The 11,638-nt window shown below is 41.9% G+C and carries 14 protein-coding genes; 10 read left to right on the forward strand and 4 right to left on the reverse strand.

Annotation, left to right across the window (positions count from 1 at the left end; all coding sequences use genetic code 11):
* The 3 genes from WBM98_RS00440 to WBM98_RS00450 form a co-directional block, all read left to right on the forward strand.
* Window positions 1-522 (forward strand): L-serine ammonia-lyase, iron-sulfur-dependent, subunit beta (locus WBM98_RS00440; RefSeq protein WP_424364038.1); only part of this gene is annotated, 522 nt, incomplete at its 5' end.
* Between the two features lie 145 nt (window positions 523-667).
* Window positions 668-1,267: a hypothetical protein gene (locus WBM98_RS00445; RefSeq protein ID WP_424364039.1), complete on the forward strand. Its 600-nt coding sequence runs from the start codon at window positions 668-670 to the stop codon at window positions 1,265-1,267.
* 31 nt (window positions 1,268-1,298) lie between these two features.
* Complete coding sequence (locus WBM98_RS00450; protein WP_424364040.1) at window positions 1,299-3,140, forward strand: Xaa-Pro dipeptidyl-peptidase; 1,842 nt, start codon at window positions 1,299-1,301, stop codon at window positions 3,138-3,140.
* A 10-nt stretch (window positions 3,141-3,150) separates the two neighbouring features.
* On the opposite strand, the gene WBM98_RS00455 is transcribed toward WBM98_RS00450, so the two are convergent.
* Window positions 3,151-4,107, reverse strand: a complete 957-nt coding sequence (locus tag WBM98_RS00455; RefSeq protein WP_424364041.1) for a phosphoribosylaminoimidazolesuccinocarboxamide synthase — start codon at window positions 4,105-4,107, stop codon at window positions 3,151-3,153.
* Window positions 4,108-4,116: 9 nt separating this feature from the next.
* Window positions 4,117-5,070: a PhoH family protein gene (locus WBM98_RS00460; protein WP_424364042.1), complete on the reverse strand. Its 954-nt coding sequence runs from the start codon at window positions 5,068-5,070 to the stop codon at window positions 4,117-4,119.
* Window positions 5,071-5,356: 286 nt separating this feature from the next.
* Here WBM98_RS00460 and WBM98_RS00465 point away from each other — a divergent pair, with 286 nt between their 5' ends.
* The 3 genes from WBM98_RS00465 to dnaN all read left to right on the forward strand — a co-directional run bounded on the left by WBM98_RS00465 (window position 5,357) and on the right by dnaN (window position 7,966).
* Window positions 5,357-6,187 (forward strand): SAM hydrolase/SAM-dependent halogenase family protein, encoded by an 831-nt coding sequence (locus WBM98_RS00465; RefSeq protein ID WP_424364043.1) that lies wholly within the window; start codon window positions 5,357-5,359, stop codon window positions 6,185-6,187.
* Window positions 6,188-6,475, forward strand: a complete 288-nt coding sequence (locus tag WBM98_RS00470; protein WP_424364044.1) for a putative quinol monooxygenase — start codon at window positions 6,188-6,190, stop codon at window positions 6,473-6,475.
* A gap of 372 nt (window positions 6,476-6,847) precedes the next feature.
* The gene (gene dnaN, locus WBM98_RS00475; RefSeq protein WP_424364045.1) at window positions 6,848-7,966 is read left to right on the forward strand and encodes a DNA polymerase III subunit beta; all 1,119 of its coding nucleotides are present in this window, start codon (window positions 6,848-6,850) and stop codon (window positions 7,964-7,966) included.
* A gap of 75 nt (window positions 7,967-8,041) precedes the next feature.
* Here the strand turns inward: dnaN and WBM98_RS00480 are convergent, their stop codons facing one another.
* Entirely contained in the window at window positions 8,042-8,407 is a 366-nt protein-coding gene (locus tag WBM98_RS00480; protein ID WP_424364046.1) for a DUF4870 domain-containing protein, read from the reverse strand.
* A gap of 85 nt (window positions 8,408-8,492) precedes the next feature.
* Window positions 8,493-8,939 (reverse strand): hypothetical protein, encoded by a 447-nt coding sequence (locus tag WBM98_RS00485; RefSeq protein ID WP_424364047.1) that lies wholly within the window; start codon window positions 8,937-8,939, stop codon window positions 8,493-8,495.
* 147 nt (window positions 8,940-9,086) lie between these two features.
* Here WBM98_RS00485 and mnmE point away from each other — a divergent pair, with 147 nt between their 5' ends.
* From mnmE to WBM98_RS00505, 4 genes are all read left to right on the forward strand, one after another.
* The gene (gene mnmE / locus WBM98_RS00490; protein WP_424364048.1) at window positions 9,087-10,499 is read left to right on the forward strand and encodes a tRNA uridine-5-carboxymethylaminomethyl(34) synthesis GTPase MnmE; all 1,413 of its coding nucleotides are present in this window, start codon (window positions 9,087-9,089) and stop codon (window positions 10,497-10,499) included.
* Between the two features lie 197 nt (window positions 10,500-10,696).
* Window positions 10,697-10,993 (forward strand): type II toxin-antitoxin system HigB family toxin, encoded by a 297-nt coding sequence (locus tag WBM98_RS00495; protein ID WP_424364050.1) that lies wholly within the window; start codon window positions 10,697-10,699, stop codon window positions 10,991-10,993.
* Between the two features lie 4 nt (window positions 10,994-10,997).
* Window positions 10,998-11,357, forward strand: coding sequence for a helix-turn-helix domain-containing protein (locus WBM98_RS00500; RefSeq protein ID WP_424364051.1), 360 nt, complete (start codon window positions 10,998-11,000; stop codon window positions 11,355-11,357).
* 10 nt (window positions 11,358-11,367) lie between these two features.
* A complete protein-coding gene (locus tag WBM98_RS00505; protein WP_424364052.1) occupies window positions 11,368-11,517 on the forward strand; it encodes a hypothetical protein in 150 nt (49 codons plus the stop codon).
* Window positions 11,518-11,638 lie beyond the last annotated feature (121 nt).

Consider the following 11,638-nt stretch of genomic DNA (forward strand, 5'->3'; position numbering starts at 1 on the left):
ACCAATGGAAGTGCCGGTGTAATCCCGGCCGTACTTATGTATTATCTGGTCATCGAAAACCACGAGGCCGGTTTTGAGGAAATCAAAAAATTCTTATTGGTCGCGGGGGAAATTGGCAGTATCTTTAAAAAAGGTGCCACCATATCCGCAGCCATGGGTGGCTGCCAGGCCGAAATCGGGGTTTCCTCGGCCATGGCCGCAGGAGCATTGACAGAGTTATTAGGTGGGACTCCCGAACAGGTATTGATGGCCGCTGAAATTGCCATGGAACACCATTTGGGCCTCACCTGTGATCCTATAGGGGGACTGGTACAAGTGCCCTGTATAGAACGGAACTCTATGGGGGCCATAAAGGCCATCAATGCTGCGGAGCTGGCTTTGGGCTCCGACCCCAAGGAAGCCAAGGTCCCCTTCGACAAGGTCGTACAGACCATGTGGGAAACCGCTAAGGACATGAACACCAAATACAAGGAAACTTCCGAGGGAGGACTTGCCGTGGGCGTCTATTTAACTGATTGCTAGTACTTTGCTTTCGAAGGAGCTATTTTTTGACACCCATTACCTGTCACTTGATGAATCGCCTTGCTACTTACATTTCTTCGTAAAAACTTGGTTTTCATACATTTTTATAGGAAATTTATCCGACAAACTTAACCACTGGCCTTAATTGAGAAATGCTTTGAACACCCTTCCATTTTTTGTTTTTTTATGTGTACATCTTTTGGGTTATCCACAAGAATCTGTTATTGAATGGTCCCCAAATTTTAGTATCACCTATGAGGATTTTGAAGCTTCCAAGAGAACTATCGATTCTAAAAACAGCATTTATTCCGTAAATTCTGGCATCATGATTGATTTCGCAATTCAAATGTCCAATGTAGAATTCATGTTTACCAAAAATTTCAACTCCAAATTGGTATGTTCATTTCATAAAGAGGCTGCCACCCTGATGGCTCCCGATAGTATAAAGGCAAACCAATTGATCCAACTGGTGCAATTCGATTTCGACCTTTCTGAGTTATATACGCGGAAGCTTAGAAAAGAATTGTTTGAAAACAAAAAAACATTTTCCAATGTAACCTTCTTTCAACCTTACTTCGATAAGATGATTGCCGAACGCAATGCGGTCAGTTCAAAAATGTATACCGCCTCAGACTTTGGGAATAATACCGCGTTATTGCAGCAGGAACATCGTGCCATTAAAAACGAAATTCTCAAACTCGCTGATTATTGCAAGGAATGTAAGCCCCCTAAAAAAAAGAAATAGAATTAAATACGTTGCCCTTAATCTGTCTTTCATGAAAAAATACTTCCCCTTATTGTTCACGGCAATGGCCTTTCTTGTATCGGTAGGCCCTGCTTATTCGCAAATGACCGAAACGTCAGCTCCTATCTTTAAGGATGGGGAGGCACAAGTGGTTCCCACCTTTCAGGATCCCTCGAAATGGATACGTCACGATCTATGGGTACCCACGGAATTCGATACCGATATGGATGCAAAACCCGACCGTATGCATGTCAGTGTAACCCGCCCTGAACAAACTGAAACAGAAGGACTCAAACTACCCGTTATTTATATTTCGAGTCCCTATTTCGCAGGGGTCGCCCCCGATATCGATGGTGTATTTTGGGATGTACGTCATGAACTAGGTGAAATGGGCAAGGAGCGCGTGCATCCTGAGGTTATTCGAGGCGGACAACGCCCCATTATTTCAAACTCCCATATCAATACCTGGGTTCCCCGTGGATATATCGTTGTGCATTCCTCCTCCCCTGGCACGGGGCTATCCCAAGGAGCACCAACCGTTGGGGGCGATAACGAATCCTTGGCGCCCAAAGCCGTCATTGATTGGCTATGTGGGCGAATTCCGGGATACACCACCCCTGATGGAAATGAAACTGTGGAAGCCTATTGGTCAACGGGTAAGGTTGGGATGACCGGAACGTCCTATAATGGCACCATCCCCTTGGCAGCAGCCACCACGGGAGTTGATGGTCTTGAGGCCATCATCCCCATTGCCCCGAACACTTCCTACTATCATTATTACCGATCAAATGGATTGGTGCGTTCCCCGGGAGGATATTTGGGAGAGGATATCGATGTCCTCTATGATTATATACATAGCGGGGATGAATCAAAACGTGCCGGAAACAATGCCAGAATCAGGGACACCGAAATGAAAAACGGAATGGATCGGATTACTGGGGATTACAATGACTTTTGGGCTGGGCGTGACTATCTCAACGACATGGAACCCATGAAAGCGGCCTTATTGATGTCGCATGGTTTTAACGATTGGAATGTGATGCCCGAACATAGTTATCGCATCTATAAGGCTGCGAAAGACAAAGGGCTTCCCACCCAGATCTACTATCACCAAAACGGACATGGGGGACCGCCACCCTTAAAAATGATGAACCGGTGGTTTACCAGGTATTTATATGGCATTGAAAACGGTGTCGAGAATGATCCTAAGGCCTGGATCGTGCGGGAGAATGACGCAATGACCAATCCGACCCCCTATTCAGACTACCCCAACCCGGATGCTACTCCGGTACAACTGCACCTTCTGCCTGGCGCACCTGAACTTGGCGGATTGACATTAAAAAACACAAAGACCAACGCTAAAGAAACACTGGTTGATGATTATTCCGTGTCAGGAGCCACCCTGGCCATGGCAGTGAACTCAAACCATCGTTTGTTGTATGTGACCCCCGTATTGAAGGAAGCCGTGCATATTTCGGGCAGCCCACGGTTAACTATAGATTTAGCCAGCAGTAAACCAGCTGCCAATCTATCGGTGTGGCTGGTATCCCTCCCTTGGGACGACGGAAAAAACGTCAAAATTACCGATAACCTCATTACCCGGGGTTGGGCCGATCCTCAAAATCACAAATCCTTGACCCAGAGTGAGCCCTTGAAACCTGGAAAATTCTATACACTGACCTTCGATCTTATGCCCGATGACCAGATCATTCCAAAAGGGCAACGCATAGGACTAATGATTTTCTCGAGCGATCAGGAATTCACCTTATGGCCAGCCCCAGGAACGGAACTTACGGTTGATTTAAAAAACACCCATCTAAGCGTACCTGTTGTTGGCGGCGTCAAAGCGTTTACAAAGGCCATCACGGACTAAGGGAAAAGGTCTATTTTATTTGCAACAAATAGTCGAGAACATTGTTCTCGATACGTTTTTTGATATTCGAAATATCCGCTTTTACAAAGGTTTCGCCCGTAATATTCTCGTAAAGTTCGATATACCGTTCAGAAACGGTTTCAATATATTCATCGGTCATTTCTGGTAATGTCTGCCCTTCCAATCCTTGAAAGCCCTTGCTGATCAACCATTGACGCACAAACTCCTTCGACAATTGTTTTTGGGCCGCTCCCTTATTTTGTCGTTCCTGATATCCATCCGCATAAAAATAACGGGAAGAATCAGGGGTGTGTATTTCATCGATCAAAACAATCATGCCCTGTTTCGTCTTTCCGAATTCATATTTGGTATCGACCAAGATCAAGCCCCTTTTCGCTGCAATCTCGGTACCCCGCTTGAACAATGCTTTGGTATATTTTTCAAGCACCGAATAATCCGCTTCGCTAACGATGCCCCTTTTTATGATATTCTCTTTGGAAATATCCTCATCATGGTTGCCCATTTCAGCTTTGGTCGCAGGAGTGATTATAGGTTCTGGAAACTTGTCGTTCTCGATCATTCCCTCTGGCATGGGAACCCCACAGATCATTCTCTTCCCGGCCTTATATTCACGTGCCGCATGACCTGAAAGGTAGCCACGGATCACCATCTCAACTTTAAAAGGCTCACAGGCATATCCTATAGCCACATTCGGATCAGGGGTGGCCAATAGCCAATTGGGGACAATATCACGGGTATCTGCCATCATCTTGGTGGCTATTTGGTTCAAAATCTGTCCTTTGTATGGAATTCCCTTGGGCATCACCACATCAAATGCAGAGAGCCTATCGGTCGCGATCATCACCAATAAATCATCATCGAGGCGATATACCTCCCGTACCTTGCCCTTATATACACTTTGTTGCCCAGGAAAATTGAAATCGGTATTCATTATCGTATTGCCCATGAGATATGCTTAATTTTGATGTTCTATGTTCTTGTAGGCATCAATCACTTTTTTAACCAATTTATGTCGAATGACATCCTTGTCATCCAAATAAATCATGGCGATGCCATCTACGTTGCCTAAAATCAATAAGGCTTCCTTTAAACCTGAAATGATCCTTCTGGGCAAATCGATCTGACCCGGATCCCCCGTAATCAGGAATTTGGCGTTCTTTCCCATTCGTGTCAGGAACATTTTCATTTGTGCATGTGTGGTATTTTGGGCCTCATCGAGGATAACGAAAGCATTATCGAGCGTTCGCCCCCGCATAAAAGCCATGGGAGCAATTTGAATGGTCCCATTCTCAATGAAATGTGCCAATTTTTCCGTAGGAATCATATCCCGAAGGGCATCATATAGCGGTTGCATATAGGGGTCCAATTTTTCCTTTAGGTCCCCGGGCAAGAAACCGAGATTTTCCCCGGCTTCTACGGCAGGTCGGGTTAAAATGATTCGTTTCACCTGTTTTTCCTTTAAGGCCTTTACGGCCAAGGCCACCCCAGTATAGGTTTTTCCAGTTCCGGCAGGACCAATGGCAAAAACCATATCGTTATTCTTGGAGGCATCCACCAACTTTCGTTGGTTAACGGTCTGGGCCTTAATCAATCGACCACTAACCCCATGCACCAAGACCTCCCCACTGTTCTCAGGGGATGCATAATCCTCCTTACCGTTGCTGGTCAATACCCGCTCAATACTGTTCTCGTCCAACTTGTTGTATTTTATAAAATGTTGGGAAAGCATATCGAACCTTTTATCGAATTCCTCCAAAAGCTCCTCGTCCCCGTAAACTTTTATCTTATTTCCCCGCGCCACGATCTTCAACTTTGGGAAATATTTTTTAATGATATCGATGTTCTCGTTTCCTTGTCCAAAAAACTCCCTTGGACTAATTTCTATAAGCTCTAAAATAAGTTCGTTCAAAAAATTATGGGTTGTTTAATTAAAGCCCGGAATAAATTTCGCTTGGCTGTTTTTTTGATTAATTTTGTCAAAGAACTCAACGTGCGCTTTTAAATAAGCTACAAAATTGTCTTTTGCCCTCTAATTTGTCTTTTTCTCCCAACGTAGCAATGCTATGCTGCTTAAAAAAGGCTTCATTAGAGAACAAAGTACTAACTTTTCGCTTTAATCCAAAAACCCAAGTTGAGTTCAACAAACTTAAGTAAAATTTCAGTTTGGCGAACCAAAAACATATCAACATTGCTGCATGGCAATCATTACCTTAACGACCGATTTTGGATTAAAAGATCATTTTGTGGGTGCCCTGAAGGGAGCTATCTACAAAGAACTTACCGAAGCTAGGATTGTTGATATTTCACATAACATCAGTCCGTTCAATATTCAAGAATGTGCCTACATCCTTAAAAACTCCTATAAGAGCTTTCCGGAAGGTACCATTCACATTGTTGGCGTTGATTCCGAAGCCACACCCGAGAACCACCATATTGTAGTACTTGTCGATGGGCATTACTTTATTACGGCCAATAACGGGGTCATCGGACTCATCATTTCAGAGATCAAACCCCAAAAAATCATAGAGATCAATTTGCCGAATATCGTCAACGGTCCTTTTCCGGTGATGGATGTCTTTGTGAAAGTGGCCTGCCATATTGTACGTGGCGGTACTTTGGAAGTGGTGGGCAAACCCTTTGAAGGGCTGAAGGACCTGAGGGATTTCTCTCCACGCATCACCGATGAGGGTAAAAAAATCATAGGGAGTGTCATCTATATCGATAATTATGGCAATGTGGTTACCAATATACAGAAAGGCCTGTTTGAAGCGTATCGAAAAGGTAGGCCCTTCGAATTGCATGCCAGGACCAGTTCGATTACCAAAATCCTGGCGAATTATAGTGAAATTGTCAATTACGACATCGATCGGAACAAAAGAAAAGGTGCGGGGGATTTACTGGCGTTATTCAACTCTTCGGACTATATTGAACTGGCCATTTATAAAAGCAATCTCCAGACCGTTGGTGGAGCCTCCACCCTATTGGGACTTGATTATCGGGATACCATCACCATTAATTTTCTGTAAATGCTGACACGCATTGTTAAATTATCTTTCAAAACAGCCCATATTAATGCGTTTCAGCAGATTTTCGATGCCTCGCATTCCTTGATCCGTGACTTTGAAGGTTGTCTTTCCTTGGAACTATTGCAAGACGTATCCCAACCTAACATCTTTTTTACCTATAGCCAATGGCAAAGCGAAGATCATTTAAACGCCTACCGCAATTCAGAGGTCTTCAAAAGTATCTGGGGACAAACCAAAATACTGTTCAAGGACAAGCCGGAAGCTTGGAGTGTTGTGAAATTGAGGTGAAACCGGCAAGTACTAGTATCGATTCAGCATATTGACGGCCCCAGGCCAAACCCAATAGTTCGACTTATAAACATCGTAGAAAATGAATTGGGGATCATACTAATTGAAAACGATGTCAAAATAGGTGAAAGATTAGTTTTTCGCCTTTGTTTAAAGGGGATTCAAACGAATTTACTGAACGGGGAGGCAACTTCCCATAGCATCCCAATGGGCTAATCTTGGATGGGCAAGTGTTAATAAGTTTGTTTCATTGGAAAGGACAATTAAAATATCTTTGTTTGATTGCGTAAAGCGGGTTAAATCACTCATTAGGGTCCAATGCCTGTAAAATTCAAAACGAACAAAAAGTAATTCAGAAAAAAAGCATATCGAATGAAATTTATAGTATCTAGTACGTATTTACTTAAACAATTACAAGTTTTAGGAGGAGTGATCAACAATAGCAACACCTTGCCTATCCTAGACAATTTTCTATTTGATTTACAAAAAAAGAAATTGACCGTTTCAGCCTCGGATCTTGAAACGACGATGAGTGCCGTACTCGAGGTCGACTCTGATAATGAAGGAACGATTGCCGTACCGGCCAAGTTATTGCTTGAGACCCTAAAGACCTTCCCCGAACAACCCTTGACCTTTGTCGTAGAGGATAACAATACCGTTGAGATCAGCTCAAACCATGGTAAATATGCATTGGCCTATGCCGATGGGGCCGAATTCCCCAAGGCTGTTGAATTGGCCAACCCCAGTTCCACAACAATTATGGGTGATATTTTGGCAACCGCTATCAATAAAACCATTTTTGCAGCAGGCAATGACGATTTACGACCTGTAATGAGCGGTGTCTTCTTTCAATTCTCGACAGAACATCTCACTTTCGTGGCCACAGATGCCCATAAGTTGGTAAAATACCAACGGGCAGATGTTAGTGCCTCACAAGTAGCGGAATTCATCATGCCCAAAAAACCCTTGAATCTTTTAAAAGGAATATTGGCGGGGAGCGAATCTGAAGTGACCATTGAATATAATGACAGCAATGCCAAATTCAGTTTTGAGAATACCGAATTGATCTGTAGGCTGATCGATGGTAAATACCCCAATTACGAAGCTGTGATACCCAAGGAAAATCCGAACAGGTTGACCATTTCAAGAAATCAATTCTTAAGTTCCGTTCGAAGGGTATCTATTTTCTCGAACAAGACCACCCATCAGATACGCTTGAAGATCGCGGGGGCAGAACTGAATATTTCAGCCGAGGATATCGATTACAGCAATAAGGCGGAAGAACGTTTGACCTGTTCTTACCAAGGCGATGATATGCAGATCGGTTTCAATTCAAGGTTTCTGACCGAAATGCTAAACAATTTAGGCTCTGATGAAGTATCCTTGGAAATGAGCCTACCCAATAGGGCGGGGATCCTTACCCCTATCGACGGATTGGATGAAGGGGAACATGTTACCATGCTCGTTATGCCCGTAATGTTGAACAATTAAAAGGAATACTATAAATCCTCCTAAATCAAAAAGACCACCTCGAAAGGTGGTCTTTTTTTATTTGTTAAACGCAACTTAAGCTATCATCCGTATGGTGCCAAAATAACTTGGGGATTCCCCATTACTGGCCTTAACGGCATTTACGACGGGCATGATCAAAGCCAAGATTCCGGCAAATATCAGTAACAATATACCAAGACCAAATAACAAAATACTTGGTATCCCTATCACCACATAGAGGATAATGCTTAGTTGTAGGTTCATGATCGACTTTCCATGTTCATCCATTCTATGAACCGCGTCCTTATTGGCAAGCCATAGGACCAAGGGAACGATCAGGCCACCAAACCCCGTGACAAAATATAAATATTGGGTTAAATGGGTAATGACAAGAAGTTGTCTATCCTCCCGTAATGCGATGTTTTGATTTATAATTTCCATTTTTTGATTGATTTAAGATGAATAACCATAAATATGACGCAAAAACCAAGTTTTTGTTACAATACAATTCGTAAAACTGATAGCGCTATTGCTTATGTTCTAATTTTCTGAGCTTTTCCATATCTTTTGCCAGCCCTGTACGTAGCTTTTCAATTTTCTTGTTCGTTTTGGTCACATCATTTGGCGAAAGTTTACCTTTAATTTTATCAAGCTCCATCTTCTCACGAAGTTTTACCAATTTTTTCTCGTCTTTGGCAATTGATTTACGCTTTGATTTTATATCGTCCATCAAGTTTTCACGCTTCTTGACTTCTTGCTCAGCTTTCTTTTGTGCTTTCTCGGCCTTTTTCTGTGCCTTTTCAGCCTTATTAATTTCTTTCTCTATTCTTTTCTGCTCTTTAAGCTCTTGGGCCTGTTTTTCTGCAGCGACCTCAGCTAGCACTATCGAATCTTGTGCTTGCTCGACAACTTGGGCATTGGTCATTAAATTGAAGACCAAAACCGAAACAAATGTTAGTAGTATCTTTTTCATTTTATGAGGGAATTAATTAGTGTGTTTTTTAAAATCTTCGAATTATTAATTACTATAAAATTAATCAAATAACGTACCATTCCCCCATAAATACATATCAAAACAATACTAAGGTTTTGCTACCTCCATTTTGATTATTTTTACGCGATGATTCCAAATGACACTATAATTGCTTTGGCGACACCTTCGGGTGCGGGTGCTATTGCCGTAATCCGTATCTCAGGAAGTAATGCCATCGCCTTGACTGACGATTACTTTAAGTCGGTACGGGGCAAAAAGCTTATCAATCAAAAAACACATACGATTCATTTAGGACATATTATTGAGGATAAGCGTGTTATGGACGAGGTTCTACTATCGCTCTTTAAAGGTCCCCATTCCTATACGGGCGAAGATGTGGTGGAAATATCTTGCCATGGTTCGCCCTACATTCAGCAACAGATCATTCAACTGTTTTTACGAAATGGTTGCCGTATGGCCGAAGCAGGGGAATTTACGCTACGTGCCTTTTTAAATGGAAAGATGGATTTGAGCCAGGCCGAAGCTGTTGCCGATTTAATTTCAAGCGAGAATGAGGCATCGCATCAAATAGCCATGCAACAAATGCGTGGTGGTTTCAGTAATGAGATAAAACTGTTACGGGATGAATTGCTGAATTTTGCGTCCTTGATCGAATTGGAATTGGATTTTGCCGAAGAGGATGTTGAATTTGCGGACCGGACGAAATTCAAGGAGTTACTGGATCGCATCGAAGAAGTTCTCAAAAGATTGATCGATTCCTTTGCCGTAGGAAATGTGATAAAAAATGGAATCCCAGTGGCCATTGTAGGGGAGCCCAATGTGGGAAAATCAACATTACTCAATGCCCTGTTGAATGAGGAAAAGGCTATAGTGTCTGACATAGCAGGTACTACAAGGGATGCTATTGAGGACGAAATGACCATAGGGGGAATCGGTTTTCGGTTTATCGATACGGCAGGTATACGGGAAACGGAAGATGTCGTAGAGGGTATTGGTATACGAAAGACCTTCGAGAAAATATCCCAAGCCCAAGTAGTGTTATTCCTGCATAGTGCCGAAGAATTCAAAAATGCTGAAATCAATCTGAGAAGCCTGCAGACCGAGGTTGGTAAAATTGCGACGAAACATCCCGAAAAGCCCCTTGTGATCTTGGTGAATAAAATTGATATCCTGAGTCATAAAGAAAGGGAAGCATTGGAACAACTGCTCTCCAATGTCGAGGGCACTACCTTTGAACTGATTTCCGCAAAAACCAAGGAAGGTGTTGATGCCCTTAAAAACCATTTATTGAATTTTGTCAATACCGGAGCATTGCGCAATAACGAGACCATTGTCACCAATACCAGGCACTACGATGCACTATTAAAAGCCTTGGAAGAGGTGCGAAAAGTGCAATTTGGAATGGATGATGCAATTCCAGGGGATCTATTGGCTATTGATATTCGACAGGCATTGTACCATTTCGGGGAGATTACGGGGGAAATATCCTCCGATGACCTATTGGGCAATATCTTCGCTAATTTCTGCATCGGGAAGTAGATTCTAATTTTATTTGGTTTCATTTACATTCAAACAGCGGGCAAGCGTTTATCTACCGGAACACTATAAAAATTCCATAGGATCCGTGTGCAAAGTTTTGAGGTAAGATTTAGGGGGAAAATTACAATTTTTGAAAATAAATACCCAAATATGTAATTTCTGTAATATCTTTACGTTCTAATAAATACAAGCTTCAAGTGCATATCATTTCATTTAAAAAGTTAAGGGAGTATTTTTCGAAAGAAACCAATGCCCAAACCGCCTTGCGAGATTGGTACAAAATAACTAAAAGAGCAGAATGGGAAAATTTTGCAGATTTGAAGAACACTTTCAATTCAGCCGATAGTGTCGGCAGTGACAGATTTGTGTTTAATATAAAAGGAAACCATTACAGAATTGTAGCCATTGTTATATTTAAAGTGAAAAGAGTTTATATACGTTGGGTTGGCAACCACAAAGATTACAATAGAATTAAAAAAATAGATACCTTATAATATCATGAAAACAATAAATCACGCAACATATGTTAAAGCCAATCTTCGCCTAGAAGAACTTCTGAAAGTTGTAGGCAATAATACTCCTGAAGATTCTCCTGAAATGATAGAATTATTGGAGGTAAGCGACATTATTGAGCAATACGAAGAAAAACATTTTCCTATTGGTTTACCCACCTTACAGGAAATGATTGAGCTACGCATGTTTGAAATGGGCCTAAAGCGAAAAGACCTGGCTGCTCTCTTAAATACAAGTGCCTCAAGAATAAGCGATTATTTGAACGGTAAAAGAGAAATTACTTTGAATGTTGCCAAAGCATTACATCAAAAATTGAATATAGATAGTGATATTATTTTACAATAATCTTCGAACAATGGAAGAAAATAAAGCTAGTAAATCATACGAAGAGAAGCTTCAAAAACTAACTGAAGAAATTGAAAAAGGCTGGAATAGCGGTATCAGCAAACGTTCTGTAAAAGATATTATAGCATCGAAACAGCGTTCTCAAAACAATATTAAATAATGATGGAAATCATTATCCTAGCAAAAGAAAGCAAAAGTGTTCACCTATTTTCCACCCCGAACTCCCCTACCCCAATGTTTAGGGATAAAAGAAGATACTGTATCGGATAGTAACGTCCGTA

The sequence above is a fragment of the Maribacter sp. genome, assembly GCF_049667165.1.
GTDB lineage: Bacteria > Bacteroidota > Bacteroidia > Flavobacteriales > Flavobacteriaceae > Maribacter_A.